This is a genomic window from Labedaea rhizosphaerae (genome assembly GCF_004362825.1).
GTDB lineage: Bacteria > Actinomycetota > Actinomycetes > Mycobacteriales > Pseudonocardiaceae > Labedaea > Labedaea rhizosphaerae.
In genome coordinates this window covers 700,590-721,301 of sequence record NZ_SNXZ01000004.1, presented here as the reverse complement: position 1 = coordinate 721,301, position 20,712 = coordinate 700,590, and the positions used below count along the sequence as shown (strand labels likewise).

Genomic DNA, 20,712 nt, shown 5'->3' with positions numbered 1-20,712 from the left:
TGTCCACGGTATCCGGCGGCGTCCGGCACCCCGGTAGCCTGGCCCGGTGACCGGCCCGGACGCAGCACCGTCGTTCCGCATCGCGTACGTGCCCGGGGTGACGCTGGGCAAGTGGACGCGGATCTGGCGGGAGCGGCTGCCGCAGGTCGAGCTCGATCTCATCCCGGTGGCCGCCGCCGACGCGGCGGGTCTGGTGCGCGACGGCGCCGCCGACGTGGCGTTGCTGCGGTTGCCGGTGGACCGGACGGGCCTGCACGCGATCCCGCTCTACACCGAGACGACGGTCGTCGTGGTGCCCAAGGACCACCTGTTCGCCGCCGCGGACGAAGTGTCCACAGCGGACCTCGCCGACGAGGTCGTGCTGCACCCGGTCGACGACACCCTGGACTGGGCCGAGCCGCCGGGACGACCGGCGGTCCACCGGCCGGCCACCACCGCGGCCGCCGTCGAACTGGTCGCGGCCGGGGTCGGCCTGCTGGTGGTCCCGCAGTCGCTCGCCCGCCTGCACCACCGCAAGGACCTGACCTACCGCCCGGTGTCCGGGCCGCCGGAGTCGCGCGTCGCGTTGTGCTGGCTCGAGGACGACACCTCCGACCTGGTGGAGCAGTTCATCGGGATCGTGCGCGGGCGGACCGTGAACAGCACCCGCGGGCGCCCCGCCACACCGGCACCGGCCAAGCCGGCGCCAAAGGCAGCAAAGACGGCGAAGGCAGCGAAGGCAGCGAAGTCGGCGGGTGGCCGCAAGCAGCAGAAGGCGGGCCCGAAACGGGCGAAGCCGCGCCGCCGGTCCTGAAGTGCGGGCACCGCCGAGCCGGCTCTGAACGTGGAACACACCCGCTCCGAACGTGGAACACACCCTGCCGGAACGGGGGACACACCCGGTCTGAGTGTGGGACACGCCCGGCGGGAACGGGGGACACGCCCGGTCTGAGTGTGGGACACGCCCGGCGGGAACGGGGGACACGCCCGGTCTGAGTGTGGGACACGCCCGGCGGGAACGGGGGACACGCCCGGTCTGAGTGTGGGACACGCCCGGCGGGAACGGGGGACACGCCCGGTCCGAACGTGGGACACGCCTTAAAGGGCGGCAGTGGTGAGGGGCCGAGGACGAATACCAACGCGAGCAAAGCCGTTGCGAGTTGGGCCGTTGGGTCCCTTGACTGCGGTGGCGATGCTGCAAGGCTGTGCGTGGCGTCGGGGACGTTGTCGTGCATCGGCGGTGGAGCATGGTCGTGCGTCGGTTGGGTGCCCGGGTTTTGGCTGTGGCGGTCGCGATGGTCCTGGGAGGTGCGGTCGCTGCTGTGCCGGCGGATGCCGCCCCCTCCGGTGCGCCGTTGGCGCCGCCCGCGTCCGGACACCACAAGCTGAGCGAGTCGTCGGAATCGGCCCACGCGGTGCCGAACCCCCTGTTGAAGGAGGTCTTCGCCGAAGGCGAGGAAGAGGACGACGGCGACAACCCGGCCTTGTCCGCGCTGTGCCAGAGCTTCCTGGGCAAGCCCAGCCCGTACCACCGGCTCGCGCCCAACGTCGACGCCATCGTCGGCGACGCGACGGTGCCGACGGGCAGCCAGGAAGGGTGCAGCACCGCGCAGAACGAGACCACCATCGCGGTGAACCCGGCCAACCCGCGCAACATCGTCGCCGGGTCGAACGACTACCGGATCTTCAACACCCGTGAGGCGCGCAACGACGCCTCCGGCTGGGCGTACACCTCCTTCGACGGCGGCCGCACCTGGCGCAACGTCGTGCTGCCGCAGCTGAACTTCCAGACCGGCGCCGCCGCCCCACTGTCCTACATGGACTCCGCCGGTGACCCGGCGATCGCGTTCGGGCCGGGCAACACGGTCTACTACGCGACCCTGGTGTTCAGCCGGACGGTGCCGGCCGACGGATCGCAGCAGGCCAGCGGCATCGCGGTGTCGGTGTCCCACGACGGCGGCCTGAGCTGGGACGCGCCCGCGATCCTCGAACTGGACGGGGTGACCGCGGCGGGCACGCCGACGCCCACCTACGTCTTCAACGACAAGGAGTGGATCGCCGCCGATCCCAAGTCCGGCAAGGTCTACGTGACCTGGACGGTGTTCACCTACGACCAGGAGGGCAACTACCTGGAGTCGCCGATCGTCGCGTCGGCGTCCACGGACTTCGGCCGCACCTGGACCGGCCCGAACCAGGTGTCGCCCCCGACGACCAGTTCGACCAGCGGCATCACATCGTTCGGCAGCGGGTCCAACCCGCAGGTCACCCGCGACGGCACGCTGCACGTCGCCTACGAGACGTCGGTGTGCGCGAGCATCGCCTGTGACCAGCCGGCCGACCACGACGCGGTCGTCGTCGCCACGTCCCGCGACGGCGGGCGCACCTTCCGCAACGTCGAGGTGGCCACCGACTACGACTTCCCGGTCGACGAAGACACCGGCTCCGAGGGGCTGACCGGGGAGAACTTCCGGATCAACAGCTTCCCGCAGCTGGCGTACGACCGCGCCACCGACCACCTGTGGGTCACCTGGGCCGACGACCGCAACGGCCGCTACCGGGACGGGGAATCGGTGCGCACCAACGGAGACGTCCTGCTCAGCGGGTCCGACGGCCGGCACGGCTGGTCGCGCCCGGCGACGATCGGCTCGTCGGCCGACGAGGTGTTCCCCGCCGTGGCCGCCCAGAACGACCGGGTCGCGGTCACCTACTACACCCGCGCATACGACCGCCACGGCATCGGCCTGGACTACGCGTACACGGCCGGCCGCGGGTCGAACATCGCCCGGGGTGCGCTGCAACGCATCACCACGCAGACGGCGAACCCGCAGGTGCAGTTCGTCAGCACCGGCCTGGAATCCGGCGAGGTGCTGCAGGGCGTGTTCATCGGCGACTACACCGCCGTCGCGATCGGCACCGACCTGCGGATCCACCCCTGCTGGACCGACTTCCGCGGCAACCCCGGCACCACGTTGCCCAACCAGGACGTCGTCACCCAGGCCATCGCGCTGCACTGACAGGTCAGCGGGCTCGGCCGGACCCTGGTGGGTCCGGCCGAGCCGGCGGGCGCCCGGTCAGGGCTTGAGCCGGGCCAGCAGGTCGTCGGCTTCCGGACGGCCCAGCGCGGTCAGCAGGTCCGCCGCGCGCCGCCAGCAATCCTTGGCCTGCTCGGCCTCGCCGAGAGTGTCCAATGTGGAGCCCAGGTGGTCCAGGACGCGGGCGGTGCCCCACTGGTCGCCGAGTTCCTCGCTCAACGCCTGCGCCCGCCGGTAGTGCGCCACGGCCGGTTCGAGCAGGCCGCGGTCGCGGCACAGGTCGGCCAGCGTGTGCTGGGTGAACCGCTGGCCCGACCGGTCGCCCAGCTCCTCCTGGATGGCCAGGGCGTCACGCAGGTGCGCGGCCGCCCGCTCGGGCTCGCCGAGCCTGCGGTGGGCGTCGCCGAGGTTGTTGCGGCAGATGGCCTCGCCCGTGCGGTCGCCGATCTCGCGGAACAACACCAGCGCGCGGTCGAACTCGGCGACCGCCGCCGCGTGCCGGCCGAGGTCCACCATGGCCACGCCGAGGTTGTTCGTCGTCCACGCCCGCCCACCGGGGTCGGTGAACAGCTCCAACGCCCGCCGGTAGTGCGCGACGGCGGCGTCGAGTTCGCGGCGGTCGCTGTGCGCGACGCCGAGCCCGTTGCTGATCCGGGCCTGCCCACCCGCGTCGCCCAGGGCCTGCGCCGAGGCCAGCCCGGTGGTGTGGGTGGCGATCCAGTCGTCCCAGTGGCTGCGTAGGTAGAGGTAGTTCAGCAGGACCACGGGCAGCTGCCATGCGATGGCGTGTTCGCCGTGCGTGGCGGCGACCGGGACGGCGGCGACGAGGTTGGCGTGCTCGGCCTCGCACCACCCGAGCGCCTCGGCGTGGCTGTCGAACCGCTGTGCGGGATGGGAACACGGTTCGAGCGGGAAGCCGCGCCTGCGGTGCGGGGCGAGGCGCTGGGCGGCCGCGTCGGCGGTGTGCAGGTACCAGCTCAGCAGCCGGTGCCGGGCCTGGCGCTGCTCCGCCGCCTGCTCGTCCCGCTGCACCATGGCGATCGCGTAGTCGCGCAACAGGTCGTGCAGGTGGTAGCGATCCGGCGTGCCCTCCTGGACGAGGTGCTCGTCGAGCAGGGTTTCCAGCTGGGCCTCGGCTTCGGCGACCGAGACCCCCGCCAGCGCCGCGGCCGACGGCGCCGACACGTCCGGGCCGGGGTGCAGGCCGAGCAGCCGGAAGAGGCGGCGCGGGCCGTCGGGGAGTTCCTGGTACGACAAGGCGAAGCTCGCGTGCACGCGCGGCAGCCGGTCCAGCTTGGCCAGCAGGTGCGCCGGGGTCCACGCCGTGCGGGCGCGCAGGCGCCGCGCGGCGACGCTGATCGCGATCGGCAATCGCCCGCACAGCTCGGCCAGCCGCGCCGCCGCACCGGGGTCGTCGTCGAACCGCTCGGCCCCGGCGAGGCGGGTGACGAGCGCGGTCGCCTCGGCCGGCGCGAGCACGTCCAGCGGCAGCGGCTCGACGCCGTCGACCGCGCCCAGCCCGCGCCTGCTGGTGACGATGACCAGGCACGTGGTCGACGCGGGCAGCAGCGGGCGCAGCTGGTCCGCGCCGGCCACGTTGTCCAGCAGTACCAATGCTTCACGGCCGGCCAACCGGTCGCGGTAGAGCGCGGACCGGCCCTCGACGTCGGCCGGGATGCGCGGCGCGGGCACGCCGAGCAGGCGCAGGAACCGGTCGAGCACCGCCGCCGGATCGGCCGCCGGCCCGGCCGGGTCGAAGCCACGCAGGTCCGCCCACAACTGGACGTCGCCGAACCGGCCGCGGTTGACCAGCCGGTGCGCGGCGTGCACGGCCAAGCGGGTCTTGCCGACGCCCGCCATGCCCTCGATCGCGACGACCGCCGGCGCGTGCGCGTCGCCCGCCTCGGCCAAGGCGAGCAGGCGGTCCAGTTCGACCTCGCGGCCGGTGAACTCGGCGATGTCCATCGGCAGCTGGCGCCGCGCTTCGTCCACTTCGGACTCAGGCGGGCCTGCGGGTGCGGGACCGGCCAGCGCGCGCCACGCGTCCAGCCAGCGCCGCAGGTACTCCCCACCCCGCTCGACCGGCAGCCCGCACGCGGACAGGCAGGCCGCCACGTAGCGCTCGACGAACCGCATCCGCGGCAGCCGGTCGCCCGACTTCCCGCTCAGCACATGGGAAATCGTGCTGACCGGCAGCGCTTTGACCCGGGCGCCGGTGGTCGAGGGCACGTCCCCGCCCAGGCGCTCGAGGCGGCGCAGCGAAGGCTGACCGGCCCACAACCGCAGCGCACGCATCCGCTCGACGAACTCGCCCGCGTCGGCGGCCGTGGCCGGATCAGGTGGCTGGGTGGAACTCATGTGCCGCGACTCCCCTCCGGGCGCGGCACCAACCTATCGCTGTTGCCCTACTTGGGTTTCCACCCACCCTTGTCGGTCAGGCCCGGCGGCTCGCTGGGCAGGTGCGTGCTCAGGCTCGTGTTCACGGCGGTGGCCATCTTGGTCGCCGACGACTTCATGTTCTGCAGGCTGCCGTTGACGTCGTTGAACAGCGTGCCGAGCTTGCCGATCACGTTGGTCAACTGCTGGGAGATCTGCGCGACGACGCTCATGCAGTACTGGACGACCGCGAACGGCACCCCGATCCCGGTCGCTGCCTCGGCCAGCATCTTGGGGCTGATGCCCTGGATGCCGGTGTTCCCGATCTGGATGGCCGCGTTGACCATCGAGGCGGCGGCATCGGCGCCGTGGGTGATCACGGTCCCGCGCAGCGTGCCGAGGTTCGCGCCGAGGTCGGCCAGGTTGGTGGCGACCCCGCTGACGGCGGGCTGGGCGTCCTTGAGCCGGGCGAGCAGCGAGTCGGCGTGCTCGGAGAAGCTGTCGGCGGCCTGACCGGACCAGTTGTTGTTGACCCGGTCCACCTCGGTCTGGCAGTCGTCGTAGGCGGTGCGGAAGGCGGTGGTGATCTGGCTCGCCCACTGCCTGCCGACGTTGCTGACGTTCTCCGGGCCGAGCAGCCAGTTCTCGATGTAGGTCTGCACCTGGGTGATGACCTGCTGCGTGCGGGGCTTCGGGCTCGAGTCGCGGGCGACCTTCATGATGAGGCCCATCTTGAAGCCGTTGAGCAACGACATCAGGTCTTCCGAGGCGTTCTTCAGGTCGGTCAGCTTGGCGGGCGCCACCGGCGTGGCCATGGTTCGTGCTCCCTTCAGGCGTTCAGGCGCCGTGAGATTCCGCTGGTGTTGTCCAGGCCGTCGCCCGAGTCCTTGATGCGGTCGGTGTTGCCGGTCTCGGTGTCGCCGTAGGTCTGCGCGACCGTGGCGAGGTCCATGGCCAGGGTGTGGAAGTGGTTGCGCATCTCGGCGGCGAAGTCGATGACCTGCTGGCGTGCCTTGGCGTACTCGGCCATCGCGCCCGGGTCCCACTTGGTGAACGAGTCGGGCACGATGTCGAAGGCGCCGCCGACGAGGTTGTGCGCGATCGCGTCGAGGTCGCGCGAGGACTGGTCGAGGGCCGCCGCCGCTTGGACCAGCACGGTGAGGTCGGTGTCCAGGCTGCTCATGCCCCGCTCCCGTCCGCCGCCCACGACGTCGTCCGCAGCACCGGCCGCTCGGCCCAGTCGTCTCCGGCGCCGGCCGGCTTCGCACGCGGTGCCGATGGTTCGGCGACCGCCGGGAAGCGGTTGCGGTAGTCGCTGAGCACGAGGTCGGCAGCCGGGTCGTCGCCGACCTCGGCGGCCAGGATCCGTTGTGCCACCTCGGCGATGCGCGTCTGGGCGCGTTGCACGCAGCCCAGCACGAGCGAGACGATCTCGGTGGCGGAGAGCCGGACGCCGCTCGGCCCGAGTTCGATTGCGCGCACCGCGCCCGAGGTGCGCACGGTGACGCGCACCTCCCCACGCGGGGACGACTCGGTGACCTCGGTGTTGTCGATCTTGTCCGCCGCCGCGGCGAAGCGCTCGATGCGTTGCTGCGCGGCGCGGTCCTCGAGTCGTAGTTCCTCCTCCGTCTGGAGGCTTTCCGACATGTCGGTCATGGGTCCCTCTTCCCTACGTCCTTGTGCTTCAAGACGATCGGGTGGGAGCGAACGCTCCGTGTTGCACGGAATTGGACGGAATTGGACGGCGGTGGCGTTGCCGGCCGCGTTACGCGCGCTCGGCCAGGGCCGCGGCGATGGCGGCGACGGTCCGGTCGGCGTCATGGGTCAGCTCGCGCAGGGCGTCCCGCGCGAGGGACGGCGGCAGCTCGGCCAGGGCCTGGACCAGACGGATCCGCACCGCCTGATCCGCGTGGCGGGCCGCGAGCGCGTCGGTCAGCGCGGTGAGGATCGAGCCGAGGATCGCGTCCGTACCCAGCGCCCCCAGCACTTCGGAGGCCTCGACGTCGTTGGTGCCCTCGACGATCATGTCGACGAGGATCGGCACGGCTTCGTGCACACCACGACGGCCCGCGGCCAGTGCGGCCGGCCCGCGCACGGCCGGATCCGGGTCGTCAAGGGCGCTCGCGAGCAGGGCGCTCGCCTGGTCGCCGGGCAGTTCGGCGATCGCCAGGATCGCGCGCCGCCGGACGTCGACGTCGGCGGACCGCAACCCCTCGGCGACGCTCGCGACGCCCTCGTCGCCGGCCCGCGCGAGCGCCCAGCGCAGGGCGCCCGCGACGTTCGGGTCGGCCTCGGCGAGCACCGCGCGGGCCAGTGCCTCGGTGGGCACCGGCCCGTCCTCGGCCGGGGCCAGGGCGGCCTGCTGACGGCGTGCCGCGCTGGGCGAGTTCAGCCCGTGCAACAGCTCGACGATGCGCAGGACGCCCTGCCAGCCCGACGGTGCCGAGGGCTCGACCGCGCGCAGGCGGTCGAGCAGTTCCTGCTCGTGGCGCAGCCGGTCCTCGGTCCGGCGGATCAACTCGGCGACCAATGTGGACGGTGCGAAGCCCGGGTCGGCCAGCGCGCGGGCGATCTGGCGCAGCGACAAGCCCAGCGTGCGCAGGCCCTCCACGTGGAAGATCCGCCGGAGGTCCGCCTCGGAGTACTCGCGGTAGCCGCCCACGGTGCGCCCGGTCGGCCGCACCAGCCCGAGGGCGTCGTAGTGCCGGAGCATCCGGGTGCTCACGCCGCAGCGCCGCGCCACCTCACCGATCAACACGGTGCTGGCCCGCCCTGGACCCGCGCGAACGAAGAGAGCGCCATGGTCACCGTCCTACGCCCGGTCCGGGCCCAGGGTGACGATCCGGCTCGCCTCGTCCAGCGCGAGCTCGAACCCGGCGTCGGGGTCGTGCAGCAGCCGCTCGGTGGCGCGCGCGTGGGCTCGCACCGCCGGGTCGGCACTGGTCAGCGCCACCCGCAGGACGGGTTCGATCACGTCGCCGAGCGCGACGAGGGCCTGGCTCAGGCTGAGCTGCACCTTGCGGTCGCCGCGGCCCAGCTGCGTGGCCAGTTCCGTCGCCAGCTCCTTCTTCGCCGCCGGCGGCACGAGGACGACGGCGGCACGCCACGCGCTGCGCGCCACCTCGTCGTCGCCGTCGCGCAGCAACGCCCGGGAGATCGCTGGCCACGTGCTCGGCTCGCCGAGCTTGGACAGCGTGTGCAACGCCTGAGCGCGGGCCTGGGCGTGCCCGGAACGCAGCTGCGCGAGCAGCTTCGGCACGGTGACGTCCACCGGGAGCCGGGTCAGCGCCCAGGTCAGCATGTCGCGCACGAAGAACTCCGGCTCGACCGCGCACCGGGCCACGAGCGGGTCGGCCAGATCGGGGTCGGCCCGCGTGCCGGCCGCGAGCGCGGCCTGAAGGCGCGTCGATGCGTCCTCGGCGCTCAGTGCGCGGAGCAGGTTCCTGTGCGTCATGCACACAGTGAAAACCTTGTCACGGTGTCAAGGTCAAGCGCGCGACCAGGCCATCACCGGCGCGTTCTCGACCTCGGGCTCGGCCACGGCGGTGCGGCGCAGGCCGACCGCGATCACGACGCCGATCGCGGCCACGAGGTAGAGGTTGCCGGTCAGGTGCTGCCACCACGACGTCCAGTGCACCTCGCGGGTGTTGGGCCAGATGATGTGCAGGGGCGCCGTGAAGATCGCGATCGCCAGGACCGCGAGCCACCGGCGGCCACGCGGGACGAGGGCCAGCGTGGGCACGGCGAGCAGCACCCAGACGAAGTGGTGGTCCCACGAGATGGGCGACGCGATCAGACCAACGGCCGCGACGACCAGCAGCGCGCCCAGTTCGTCGCCCGCGCGCACCGCGCGGCGGGCGGCGAGGAAGCCGGCGGGCACCACGACCAGCACGCCGAGCGCCCACACCGCCTGCCGCAGGCCGCCGCTCAGGCCGAGCCGGGCCAGCTCACCGGACAGGGATTGGTTGTAGGAGTAGAAGACGTCGCCGATCCGGTCGCTGTGGAACAGCGTGTTGGTCCAGAACTGCAGGCTGTCGTGCGGGGCGACGACGAGCGCCACCAGTGTGATCGCGGCCGATGTGGCGGCCATCGTCGCGGCGGCGCGCCAGTCGCGGCGGGCCAGGAAGAAGAGGATGAGCACGGCCGGGGTCAGCTTGACCGCGGCGGCGACGCCGGTGAGCAGCCCGCGCGGCAGCGGTCCCAGGCGGGGGAGCAGGCAGTCGGCGCAGACCATGAGCAGCAGCACGAGGTTGATCTGACCGAAGTGCAGCGTCTCGCGGACGGGCTCGAGCGCGGGCCCGGCGGCGGTGAGCGCGAGGGCGGCGAGCGCCGTCGGCCGCCAGGCCCAGCCGTGGTGGCGGCACACCAGCACGGTGACCGCGCCGATGGCCGCGATGTTGACCAGTTCGTGCACCACGAGCGCGGCACCGAAGGGCAGCAGGCTCATCGGCACGAAGAACAACGCCGCCGACGGCGGGTAGGTGAACAACAAGCCGGTGGGTGTGCCGAGCCGTTGGCTGAAACCGTCGGCGTAGAGCGGGATCCCGTGCCGCATCGCCACGCCGCCGGCCCGGTACACCTGCAGGTCGACCCCGTTGGCGTAGCGCAGGGCGTCCACTGTGTACACCAGCACCACGATGGCGCCGATGGCCACGGCGACCAACCAGAACCAGCGGTCGAGCAGCTTCGTGAACGCGAGCTGCCACTGCATCGACCGGTGCTCCCTCGGCTCGAGCAGCCGCCCCGACTGCGTTCGATCTCCGGGGCCGCAGCCTAGTTCGCAGGTGGCGGGACGCCTCGATGGGGTGTGAATGGCTCACCAGCCGGCCCCACCCCATCGAGTCGCCCTGGTCAGCGCAGGCGCAGCGCGTCCCGCACGGTGAAGAAGAGGTCGGTCTGATCGGTCAGGCCGACCACGTTGGCTGCCCGCGGCCCGTACGCCGCGATGCGCACCTGGGTGCCGGTGTGCGCCTGCGAGCCGCCGGTCTCAGCGGTGCCGTAGGCCATGGTCATCGGCTTGCCGTCGGCGGTGAGCAACGTCCGGGTCAGCCCCGGCGTCGTGCTGCCCGGGTAGACGATCTGGCTGGAGTGCCCGTGGTCGGCGGTGACGACCACCAGGGTGTTGCCGTCGTGGCGGGCGAAGTCCAGCGCGGCCTTGACCGCCTGGTCGAAGTCGACGGTCTCGCCGATCTGACCGCACGGGTCGGCGGCGTGGTCCTGCTTGTCGATGCTCGCGCCCTCGACCTGCAGGAAGAAGCCGTTGCGGCCGCGCTGGTCGAGCAGTGAGATCGCCTTGCTCGTCATGGTCGCCAGGCTGGGCAGACCGGCCGTGCGCGCCGGGTTCGGTGTGCAGCGCACCGCGGGCTCGGCGCCACCGGTGTGCGTGGCCAGCGGCCCGGTCCAGTTGACGGGCAGGTTGCCCGCGGCGAACAGGCCGAGCACCGGCGAGTTCTGGTCGGCGTGGCGGACCTGGTCCAGCCCGGCCGCGTCGGTGACCACCTGGTAGCCACGCGCCTTGGTCTGGTCCAGCAGGGTCCTGCCCTGCCAGCGCCCGGCGGTGGCCTTCTCGGCGAACGACGCCGCGCCGCCGCCGAGGGTGACGTCCGGGCGGGTGGTGATCAGCTGCTCGGTGATCGAGCCGGCGCCGCCGTTCTCCAGCGCGTTGCTCGGGCACTTCGCGGTGGTCGACGACGGCGCGTAGCAGCCGCGGTCGGTCACGTGCGCGACCTGGACGGCCGGGGTGGCGTCCTGCAGCTCCGCCGTGCTCACGTCGCCGGTGCGCAGGCCGTTCGCCTTGGCCAGTTCCAGCAGCGTGCGCTGCGGCCTGCCCTTGATGTCCACCGAGATGGCGCCGTTGTAGGTCTTGGTGCCGGTCGACCAGCCCGAACCGGAGGCGGCCGAGTCGGTCACGTAGTCCGGCTTGCCGTCGGCCTTGTCCAGCGAGTAGGTCGTGTACTGGCCGGTCAGCGGCAGGGCGTCGATGCCGGGAAGCGGCCGGCCGCGCCACGGGCGTAGTTGCGTGCCGCGGTGATCTCGGAGTCGCCCATGCCGTCGCCGATCAGCAGGATCACGTTGCGCGCGGGGCCGCCCCGGATCTCACCGCGCACTTCGGCGGTCTGGTCGCCGTCCAGCCGGGTGGCCGCGCCGTGCCGGCCGAGGCCGGCCGTGCCCGCGCCGCTGTCGGAGAACGCCAGCCCGGCGGTCAGGGCCAGGGTCGTGGCCGCCACCGAGACGACGATCGGCCCGCTCAGCCGTTTCCGCATTTCATCAGCTCCTGTGCATGTGTAGGTAGTGCGCCGCCATTCGAAACCGTCGAACTGCACACCCGGCCATGAACAGGTGTTGATCAGACAAACAGGAGTCGTCGGATCGGAACGTTTGGTAACGGGCGGATAACGATGGCCGTCGGGCCCCATCCGGCTCCGCGCCCCTGTCGAAGGACCTGTGATCGCGGCTCGATTCGACGGGCCAGGGAATGCGCATGCCTTCAAATGCGATTCGCCAGCGGAGAACAGGAGATTTTCGGAAATGAAGCGCACCATTCGTCGTGGCACGGTCGCCATCGGTATCGCGTCCATCGCGCTCCTCGGAGCCGCGTGCAGCAGCTCCGACCAGGGGGCGTCGCAGAACACGACCACGACCGCGGCCCCACCGGCGGCCAGCCAGCCGATGGCCAGTTCGCCGTCGGCCACCGCCGACCCCGCCGCCGACCTCGTCGGTCCGGGCTGCGGCGACTACGCCAAAGCGGTGCCCAATGGTGCCGGTTCGGTCTCCGGCATGGCCGCCGACCCGGTCGCGGTCGCGGCGAGCAACAACCCGCTGCTCAAGACCCTGGTGCAGGCGGTGTCCGGGAAGCTGAACCCGAAGGTGAACCTGGTCGACACGCTCAACGGCAGCGAGTTCACCGTGTTCGCGCCGGTCGACGACGCGTTCAAGAAGGTCGACTCGGCGACGCTGAACAAGCTCAAGACCGACTCCGGCCTGCTGACCAAGATCCTCACCTACCACGTGGTGCCCGGTCAGCTCGCGCCCGACGCGGTGGTCGGCGACCAGAAGACCGTCGAGGGCGGCATGGTCAAGGTGACCGGCTCGGGCAACGACCTGAAGGTCAACGACGCCAAGGTCATCTGCGGTGGCGTGCACACCGCCAACGCCACGGTCTACCTGATCGACTCGGTGCTGTCGCCGACGTCCTGACCCAGGCAGGAAGCGGGGCGCGAGCCAGTCGGCTCGCGCCCCGCTTTTCCGTACCCGCGACGCCTGCAACATTTGGATCGGGCAGTGCGATATCCGGGTTCGTGACCGTTGAGGATCGTCGGGGAACGCGGGCCGAGCAGGTGGGCAGGCGTCTGGCCGAGTCGTTGTTCCGCACCGTGACCGTCGAGCCGTTCACCGTGCGCCGCCGGGGTGCGGCGTTGTGGGCGGCCTGCGTCATCGCGGCCCTGGTGCACCTTTTCGTGGTGGCGCTGGCCGTCTTCGGCGTGTGGATCATGGTGGCCATGCCCAACCTGATCACGATCCCGTTGGGCGTGGTGATGCTCGGCTTCGCCGCCATGTTGCGGCCCCGGTTCGGTCGCCTCCCGGCCGATGCCGTGCTCGTGTCGCGCGAGCAGTCGCCGCACCTGTACGCGGCGCTCGACGAGCTGGTCGACCGGCTCGGCACGCGCAAGGTCGCGCAGGTCGTGCTGAGCGCCGAGCACAACGCCTCGATCACCCAGGTCGGCCTGCGCAGGCGGCTGGTGCTGGTGCTCGGCTACCCGCTGTGGAACCTGCTGACCGGGCCGGAGCGCGCGGCGGTGCTCGGGCACGAGCTGGCCCACCAGGTCAACGGCGACCTGCGGCGCGGCCTGCTGGTCGGGTCATCGTTGCGGACGCTGGCCGAGCTCGTGCGCGCGTTGCGGACCCGCTCGAGGACGACCTCGTTCCCGATCGTGACCTGGGCGTCCGAGGGGGCGATGTGGCTGTTGTCGTGGCCGGTCTACTGGGTGCTGCTGGCGCAGAACACGTTGCTGGCGCGGTCGGGCCAGCGCGCGGAATACCTGGCCGACCACCTCTCGGCGACGGCGACCGGCCCGGCCGCGATGGCGTCGGCGTTGCGCACCGTGGCGCTGGGCCCGGCGGCGGTGCGGGCCCTGCACTCGGCGGTGATCCGCAAGGACGACGACCTGTGGCTGGCCGGGCGCACCTGGTTCGCCGAGCTGAGCCCGGAACGCAAGCAGCTCACCGACGCCGAGGACCACCGCGTGGACGACAGCCACCCGCCGACCCGCCTGCGAATCGCCGCCCTGCAGGCGCGCCGCTACCCGCCGGGCCTGCCGCCTTCGTTCGACCACAAGGCGATCGACGCGGAGCTGGCCCCGCGGCTCAAGCGGGTGGCCGAGCAGCTCAAAGCCGAAGCGACCGGCTGGTGAGGGCGACTTCTCGTTGGGGCGACACATGAAGAGGAAGCTTTGGAGCGCGCTGGCCCTGCTCCTGGCCTTGAGCGCGTGCACGACCGAAATCGCGGGGACGGCGCAGCCGGTGCGACACCGTGCTCCGTCGTCGGTGTCAGCCTCTTCGCCGACCTCCACGACGACACGAAAGGTCGATCCGGCCTACGTGAGGGCCAAGGACGCCCTGGGCGACCTGACCACCTACGACGCGTGCACGGTGGCTCCGATGGCCGCCATGCCCGCGAAATTCAGCAGGTACGGCACGCCGTACGCAGCCTCCCCCTACAGCATCGACCAATGCAGAGTGATCGTACCGCTGGCCGGCGACCACACGATCGACCTCGACTGGGGCAAGTTGCGGTCGATGCCGGGCCCGGAGGCCACCAAGGGCGCCGATCTGGGTGGCGGGATGCGGCTGGTGGCTGACCAGAGTGCGGCCACCTTCTGCGTGCAGGACCTCAGGTTCGCCGACGGTCTGGCCATGTCGATCGAGGCCGATGCCGAGACCAAGTCGGGGGAGTTGTGCGGCTACACCCGCGACGTCGCCGTCGTGATCGGCAAGTTCCTGCGTGGCGGCGGGACGGCCGGGCACGCGATCGTTCAGCAGACCTCGTTGCGGCACAAGGACGCGTGCTCGCTGTTGCCGGCCAAGCTGGCGAACTCGGTGCCCGCCGGCTCTCCGATGATCGCCCTTGAGGTCAATCCCACGCACCACAGTTGCCAGTACACCAACAACAACGCCCAATCGATCGTGCTGGAGTTCATCGACACGAGCGCAGACCTGAGCGTGTTCACCGACGCCAAGATCGTCAAGGTGGGTGGCCGCGTCACCGCCCGCGTGACCGAAACCTACGGTGACGGCTCGACGAGTTGCCGGTTGGTCACCACCTACACGAAGGCTCCGGCGAGCCAGTACAGCTCCCAGAACGTCGAAGGCGTGGCGGTGTCCATCATCCGGCGCCACTCCTCGTCGTCGCTGTGCGCCGACGCCACGGCGCTGGCCGGGAAGCTCTGGGTCAAACTGAAATAGCGGTGGCGCCCGGGTGGGCGCCACCGCGTTCGGTCTCAACTCAGGCCTGGTGGATGACGATGTCGTCGCGCCGGGTACGGGCGCGGATCTTGACGGTGGCCGCGGCCGGGTTGTCCTGCGCGGTCAGGGAGTTGCGCACGGTTCCCTTCGTGCTCTCGGCGTCCACCTCGGCGTGGATGCCAGCGGGGATGCCGACCTCGATGCCGCCGGCGGCGTTGGTCAGGTCCGCCTGACCGCAGGTCAACCGGCCGATCCGAATAGGACAGTGGGCCGCGGTCGCGGTGACGTTGCCGTCGGCCTGGTCGAGGTCGAAGCTGCCGCTCGACCCGCTGAGCTCCACATCGGACAGTGCGTGACCGATCGACACCGTCCCGGTCGAGCCCTCGTACCGGACCGGGCCTTCGACCTCGTCGATCCGCAACGCGGCGGTGCCGCCCTGCAGGTCGACGGTCCCGGCGATGTGCTCGACCGCCAGCTCGCCGTCGGCCAGGTCGCCGCGCAGGGCGCCGATGTGGCCGAGCTCGACGCGGCCCGACGCCACCGCCAGCGTGCAGTCACCGAGCCGGCCGGCGGCGTGCACCTGGGACCACGCGGTGTTCAGCACCAGCTGGGATCCGACCGGAAGCTCGACGGTGATGGCGACGGAGCCGTCCTTGGCCCCCGCCTTGACCGTCTCGATCGTCAGCTCGCCCGCGGCGAACTCGACCTTGGTCTTCGCCGCGACCTTCACGTCGGTGGCGTTGGTGCTGTCGACCGGTTCGACCCGCACCTCGGTGTCCTGGCGCTCGCTCGCGGTGATCCGGACACGGGCGCCTCCGGTGGTCAGTTTGGCGATGATTGGCTCGGGAGTGAGGAACGTGGACATGACGGGTTTTCTCCTTGATGTCTATGGGGTTTCAGGCGCGCTTGCCGAACTTGGCGCGGGCCCAGGCGTAGCCGAGGACCGCGATGGCGAGCGACCAGGCGATCGCGGCCAGGGTCTGGCCGGTGTTCGGCGCGCCGAGCAGAAAACCGCGAACCGACTCGATGATCGACGTGAAGGGCTGGTAGTGGGCGAACTCCCGGATGCCAGGGCCCATCTTGTCGGCGGGCACGATCGCGCTGCTGAAGAACGGCAACATGATCAGCGGCACGGTGGCCATCCCCGCGGACTCCACGGTCTTGGCCGCAAGGCCCAATGCGACGGTGAGCCAGCTGACCGCGAAGATCACCAGCAGCAGCACGCCCGCGGCGGCGAGCCACTGCGTGAACGACGCCTCCGGGCTGAACCCGAAGAGGAACGCCACCCCGATGACCGCGGCCACCGCGACGGTGACACGGACCATTGTGGACACTACGTGCCCGGTCAGCACGGCGCCGCGGGAGACGTCCATGACCTTGAAGCGGTTGATGATGCCCTTGGTCATGTCGGAGCTGACCGAGACGGCGGTGGCGCTGAGCCCGTACGAGATGGCCAGCATGATCATGCCGGGCGTGGCGTAGTCGATGTAGTCGCCGCCACCGACGTTGAACGCGTCGCCGAAGACGTAGACGAACATCACCATCATGATGATCGGCATGAAGATCGCGTTGAACACGGTGATCGGGTTGCGCAGGGTGTGCTTGAAGTTGCGGCGAAGCATGACCGCGGCGTCGGTGCTCATTTGGTGGTGACCTCCGTCTGGGAGTCAATCGAGTTGGTGGAGTCGCTGGAGTGGCCGGTGAGGGCGAGGAACACGTCGTCGAGGTCGGGCATGTGCACGGTGAACTCCTCGACGTCGACGACGTACTCGTCGAGGCGGTCCAGCAAGGCCCGCAACGACTTGGTGCCGCCGTCGCTGGGCACCCGCAGGACCAGCCGCTCCTCGTCCGAAGTGGACTCGGGCAGCACGCGGAGCGCGGCGGCCAGCTGGGTGGCGTCGGCGAAGCGCAACCGCACGTGCCCGCCGGGGATCTGGCGCTTGAGCTGTTCGGGTGTGCCCTCGGCGACGATCCGGCCCTGGTCGAGCACGGCGATCCGGTCGGCCAGCTGGTCGGCCTCGTCGAGGTACTGCGTGGTCAGGAAGATGGTCATGCCGTCGGCCACCAGCTCGCGGACGATGGTCCACATCGTGCGGCGGCTGCGCGGGTCGAGGCCGGTGGTGGGCTCGTCGAGGAAGATGATCTGCGGGCGGCCGACCAGGGTCATCGCCAGGTCGAGCTTGCGCCGCATGCCCCCGGAGTAGGTCGACGACGCCTTGTCGGCCGACTCGACCAGCTCGAAGCGCTTGAGCAGCCGGTCGACGACCGCGCGGCCCTCATCGCCCTTGAGGTGGTGCAGGTCGGCCATCAACTGCAGGTTCTCGCGGCCGGTCAGCAGTTCGTCCACGGAGGCGAACTGGCCGGTGACGCCGATGGCCGAGCGGACCCCTTTGGTCTCGGTCGCGACGTCGTACCCGGCGACCCGCGCGGTGCCGCCGTCCATGGCGAGCAGCGTGGTCAGCAGGTTGACGGTGGTGGTCTTGCCCGCCCCGTTCGGGCCGAGCAGCGAGAAGATCGAACCCGCCTGGACATCCAAGTCGATGCCGTCGAGCACGACCTTGTCCTTGTAGGACTTCTTGAGCCCCGAAGCCGTGATCACTGAACTGGTCATGGCAGCGACTTTGCTCGGCCGCGCTGACACCGCCCTGACCCCGAGCTGACACGGGCCCTGACACGGTGTTTTACCTGGTCAGAACCGCTTTGGCCAGCTCGCGCCAGTCCGCTCGCGCGCCTTCTTCGGTGACCTCGGCGAACCTCGTGTCACCGAGGTGGGCCCGCGCGGCCTGCTCGATCCGGCCGACGTCGGGCTGGGCGTGGTCGCGCACGCCGCGCACCGCGGCACTGGCCGCGAGCAACCGGGCGGCCTGCTCGTACTGCTCGCACCGCAGCGCCAGGTCCGCGAGCCCGACGAGCACGCCGGCGACCTGCTGCGCGTTGCCCGCCTCGGCGCTCGCCCGGAACGCGGCGACGCGGTGCGCCCGGGCCTCGTCGAGGTCGGCGGCCAGGTAACCGAGCAGGTCTTCGGTCATCGCGCGGACGCCCTCCTGCTCGGCGTACTCGCCCAGCATGGTCGTCGCGAGCTTGAGTTGCCGGTGCGCTTGGTCGGTGTCGCCGGTCCAGCGCGCGAGTTCCGCCTTCGCCAAGGCGAGTTCGGCCAGCGCGTTCGGCCACGCGACGCGTTCGGCGGCGCGCTGGGCTTCGGCCATCGCGGCGGCGCTGGCCTCGGCATCGCCCAGCAGCCAGTACAACTGCGCCTGCCGCGACCGCATCGACACGACATCCTCGAGGGCGCCGACCTCGGTGACCACCGCGATCGCCTGCTCGTAGAGCTCGCACGCCCCGGCGAAGTCGCCGCGGGTGGCCATCCGGTTGGCCAGTTCGGTCAGGGCGAAGGAGATCCCCCACCGCTCGCCGGTCGCGCGGAACTCCGCGAGCGCGGCCGCCAGGTAGGCGTCCGCGGCGTCCGGGTCCTGTCCGACCATGATCCGCTGCTTGCCCAGTTGCAGCCGGGCGATGGCGCGCACCCACGGGTCGTCCTCGGTGAGCAGCGGTTCGAACGCGGACACGAACGCGTCCGGCCCGTGCAGCAACCGTTCCAGCGCGAGGGCGAACCCGAGCAGCGGGTCGCGGCGCTCGACGCGCAGGCTCAGCTCATAGGCCTTGGTGATCCACTCCTGGGCCAGCTCCGGGTCGGTGCGCCCGGAAGTCATGAACACCGCGAGGAACTGGTACGCCTTCGCGCCGACCTCGTCGGACACCTCGCCCGGCGTGGCGGTCGCCGCGACGAGGAACTCGTTACCCTCGGTCTTGTGCCCGCCGAGCCACCAGTACCAGGCCGCGGCCCCGGCCAGGCGCATCGCCGCGTTCGCCTCGCCGGCCGCGAGCGCGCCCCGCAGGGCGGCGCTGAGGTTGTCGTGCTCGGCCTCGAGCGTGGCGAGCCAGGCCAACTGCTCGGCCCGGCGCAGGTGCGGGTCCGCGGTCTCGGCGAGCTCGGTGAAGTAGGCGAGGTGCGCTTGGCGCGCCAGGTCGGCCTCCCCGGCCTCGGCCAGCCGCTGCTCGGCGTATTCCTTGATGGTGCCGAGCAGCCGGTAGCGCTCGTCCTTGCCGACCACGAGGGACTTCTCGGTCAGCGCGGTCAGCAACTCCAGCACGTCACCCGGGTGGACGTCGTCGCCGGCGCAGACGCGTTCGGCCGCCTCCAGGCTCGCGCCCCCGGCGAACACCGAGAGCCTGCGCAACACGGTGCGTTCGGCGTCGGTGAGCAGCTCCCAGCTCCAGTCGACCACCGCGCGCAGCGTGCGGTGCCGGGGCAACGCCGTGCGGCTGCCGCCGGTCAGCAGGCGGAACCGGTCGTCGAGCCGGTTGGCCAGCTGGTCCAGCGACATCGTGCGCAGCCGGGCCGCGGCCAGCTCGATCGCCAGCGGCATGCCGTCCAGGGCCCGGCACACCCGGGCCAGAGTGGACAGTGTGGCCGGCGTGCGCGCCTCGGTGGCGAGGTCGGTGCGCACCGCGGCCGCGCGGTCGAGCAGCAGCCGGATGGCCGGCGCGGCCTCGATCTCGTCGGCGTCGGCGTTCTCGGCGGGCAGGGCCAGCGGCGCGACCGGCCACAGCGCCTCGCCGGTGATGCCGAGCGGTTCCCTGCTGGTGGCGAGGATCCGCAGCCGGCGGCACTCACCGAGCACGCGGTGGGCGAAGGCCGCCGCCGACTCGATCACGTGCTCGCAGTTGTCCAGCACCAGGACCATGGCGCGCTCGCGCAGCGCGGCGACGACGCGGTCGATCGGCTCCGCGTCCGGCGCCTCACCGAGCAACGCATCCCGCAGTTTCAGTGCGGCAAGGGTTGCCTGCGCGATGTCTCCCTCCGCGCTGATGCTCGCCAACTCCACCAGCCACACCCCGTCCGGCTGACCGCCGAGCACCGTGCGCGCGGTTTCCGTTGCCAGCCTTGTCTTTCCCGAACCGCCGGGCCCGATCAGGGTGACGAGCCGGTGTTCGGCGACGAGGTCGCGGACCGCGGCGATGTCGGTGTCCTTGCCCACGTACGTGGTCAGCTCGGCACGCAGGTTGGTCCTGCGGCTCTCGGCCCGGCCACCCACCTCGCCCCGCAGCAACGCGACGTGCAACGCGGACAGCTCGGGGGAAGGGTCGACGCCCAGCGTGTCGGCCAGGGTCTCGCGCATGCGCTCGTAGACCAGCAGGGCCTCGGTGTCGCGACCGGACGCGACGAGCGCACGCATCAACGCCGCGACAGGGCGTTCGCGCATGGGGTGCGCGGCGACCAGGTCGGTCAGCTCGGTCACCAGTTCCGCGCCGTGGCCGAGGTCGATCTCCGCGTCGTAGCGGTCTTCCATGGCCGTCAGGCGCAGCCCGTCGAGCCGGGTGACCGCCGCGTCGAAGGCCCCGCTGTCCAGCAACCCGACGTCCTGCATGGCCGCGCCGCGCCACAACCCGAGGGCCTCCCGCAGCAGTTGCGGGTTCTCCTCGGTGCGGGCCCGGGCGACCAGCCGCTCGAACCGCACGGCGTCCACGTCGTCGGGCGCCACCTTCAGCCGGTAGCCCTCCGGCTGGCCTTCGACCGCCCCGTCCGGGAGCACCTTGCGCAGCCGGGAAACCAAGCGCTGCAAGGCATTCGTCGCATCGGCGGGTGGTTGCTCGCCCCAGATCCAGTCCACCAGCGACGACTTGCCGACCACCCGTCCCGGTTCCAGGGCGAGCGCGACCAGCAACCCGCGCAGCCGGGCGCCCGGCACCTCGGCGAAGGCGCCGTCGCCGGTGCGCACCTCGAACGGCCCGAGCACGCCGATCCGCAGCGGGCCGATGTCCATGGGCCGAGTTTGCCATTGGCTGACAGATCCGTGTCAGG

General features: G+C 71.5%; 18 protein-coding genes. 5 read left to right on the top strand and 13 right to left on the bottom strand.

Annotated features, from left to right (window positions below; translation table 11 throughout):
* Positions 1-46 precede the first annotated feature (46 nt).
* Positions 47-793 (top strand): LysR family substrate-binding domain-containing protein, encoded by a 747-nt coding sequence (locus tag EV186_RS26375; RefSeq protein ID WP_133852063.1) that lies wholly within the window; start codon positions 47-49, stop codon positions 791-793.
* 508 nt (positions 794-1,301) lie between these two features.
* A complete protein-coding gene (locus EV186_RS26370) occupies positions 1,302-2,993 on the top strand; it encodes a sialidase family protein (protein WP_243754282.1) in 1,692 nt (563 codons plus the stop codon).
* 57 nt (positions 2,994-3,050) lie between these two features.
* Here the strand turns inward: EV186_RS26370 and EV186_RS26365 are convergent, their stop codons facing one another.
* The 9 genes from EV186_RS26365 to EV186_RS40570 form a co-directional block, all read right to left on the bottom strand.
* Positions 3,051-5,369 carry an ATP-binding protein gene (locus EV186_RS26365; protein ID WP_166659334.1) on the bottom strand — a complete coding sequence of 773 codons (2,319 nt, stop codon included), beginning with the start codon at positions 5,367-5,369 and terminating at the stop codon, positions 3,051-3,053.
* Positions 5,370-5,416: 47 nt separating this feature from the next.
* The gene (locus EV186_RS26360) at positions 5,417-6,202 is read right to left on the bottom strand and encodes a hypothetical protein (RefSeq protein WP_133852060.1); all 786 of its coding nucleotides are present in this window, start codon (positions 6,200-6,202) and stop codon (positions 5,417-5,419) included.
* A 14-nt stretch (positions 6,203-6,216) separates the two neighbouring features.
* A complete protein-coding gene (locus EV186_RS26355) occupies positions 6,217-6,570 on the bottom strand; it encodes a hypothetical protein (protein ID WP_133852059.1) in 354 nt (117 codons plus the stop codon).
* Positions 6,567-7,043 carry a YbaB/EbfC family nucleoid-associated protein gene (locus tag EV186_RS26350; RefSeq protein WP_166659333.1) on the bottom strand — a complete coding sequence of 159 codons (477 nt, stop codon included), beginning with the start codon at positions 7,041-7,043 and terminating at the stop codon, positions 6,567-6,569. Before EV186_RS26350 ends, EV186_RS26355 begins: the two co-directional genes overlap by 4 nt.
* Before the next feature lie 109 nt (positions 7,044-7,152).
* On the bottom strand, positions 7,153-8,145 hold the full coding sequence (locus tag EV186_RS26345; protein ID WP_133852057.1) for a HEAT repeat domain-containing protein: 993 nt from the start codon (positions 8,143-8,145) through the stop codon (positions 7,153-7,155).
* Positions 8,146-8,199: 54 nt separating this feature from the next.
* A complete protein-coding gene (locus EV186_RS26340; protein WP_133852056.1) occupies positions 8,200-8,841 on the bottom strand; it encodes a HEAT repeat domain-containing protein in 642 nt (213 codons plus the stop codon).
* Positions 8,842-8,874: 33 nt separating this feature from the next.
* Positions 8,875-10,098 (bottom strand): glycosyltransferase 87 family protein, encoded by a 1,224-nt coding sequence (locus EV186_RS26335; protein WP_133852055.1) that lies wholly within the window; start codon positions 10,096-10,098, stop codon positions 8,875-8,877.
* Positions 10,099-10,238: 140 nt separating this feature from the next.
* A complete protein-coding gene (gene phoA / locus EV186_RS26330; RefSeq protein WP_279538328.1) occupies positions 10,239-11,327 on the bottom strand; it encodes an alkaline phosphatase in 1,089 nt (362 codons plus the stop codon).
* Between the two features lie 23 nt (positions 11,328-11,350).
* Positions 11,351-11,650: an alkaline phosphatase gene (locus EV186_RS40570; RefSeq protein WP_279538323.1), complete on the bottom strand. Its 300-nt coding sequence runs from the start codon at positions 11,648-11,650 to the stop codon at positions 11,351-11,353.
* Between the two features lie 265 nt (positions 11,651-11,915).
* Between EV186_RS40570 and EV186_RS26325 the strand changes: the two genes are divergently transcribed.
* The 3 genes from EV186_RS26325 to EV186_RS26315 all read left to right on the top strand — a co-directional run bounded on the left by EV186_RS26325 (position 11,916) and on the right by EV186_RS26315 (position 14,849).
* The gene (locus EV186_RS26325) at positions 11,916-12,584 is read left to right on the top strand and encodes a fasciclin domain-containing protein (RefSeq protein ID WP_133852054.1); all 669 of its coding nucleotides are present in this window, start codon (positions 11,916-11,918) and stop codon (positions 12,582-12,584) included.
* Positions 12,585-12,685: 101 nt separating this feature from the next.
* Entirely contained in the window at positions 12,686-13,798 is a 1,113-nt protein-coding gene (locus tag EV186_RS26320) for a M48 family metallopeptidase (protein ID WP_133852053.1), read from the top strand.
* Positions 13,799-13,985: 187 nt separating this feature from the next.
* Positions 13,986-14,849: a hypothetical protein gene (locus tag EV186_RS26315; protein WP_133852052.1), complete on the top strand. Its 864-nt coding sequence runs from the start codon at positions 13,986-13,988 to the stop codon at positions 14,847-14,849.
* Between the two features lie 40 nt (positions 14,850-14,889).
* On the opposite strand, the gene EV186_RS26310 is transcribed toward EV186_RS26315, so the two are convergent.
* The 4 genes from EV186_RS26310 to EV186_RS26295 form a co-directional block, all read right to left on the bottom strand.
* A complete protein-coding gene (locus EV186_RS26310; protein ID WP_133852051.1) occupies positions 14,890-15,714 on the bottom strand; it encodes a DUF4097 family beta strand repeat-containing protein in 825 nt (274 codons plus the stop codon).
* Between the two features lie 31 nt (positions 15,715-15,745).
* On the bottom strand, positions 15,746-16,492 hold the full coding sequence (locus EV186_RS26305; protein WP_133852050.1) for an ABC transporter permease: 747 nt from the start codon (positions 16,490-16,492) through the stop codon (positions 15,746-15,748).
* A complete protein-coding gene (locus tag EV186_RS26300; RefSeq protein ID WP_133852049.1) occupies positions 16,489-17,460 on the bottom strand; it encodes an ATP-binding cassette domain-containing protein in 972 nt (323 codons plus the stop codon). Before EV186_RS26300 ends, EV186_RS26305 begins: the two co-directional genes overlap by 4 nt.
* A gap of 70 nt (positions 17,461-17,530) precedes the next feature.
* Complete coding sequence (locus EV186_RS26295; RefSeq protein WP_133852189.1) at positions 17,531-20,659, bottom strand: AfsR/SARP family transcriptional regulator; 3,129 nt, start codon at positions 20,657-20,659, stop codon at positions 17,531-17,533.
* Between the last annotated feature and the right edge of the window lie 53 nt (positions 20,660-20,712).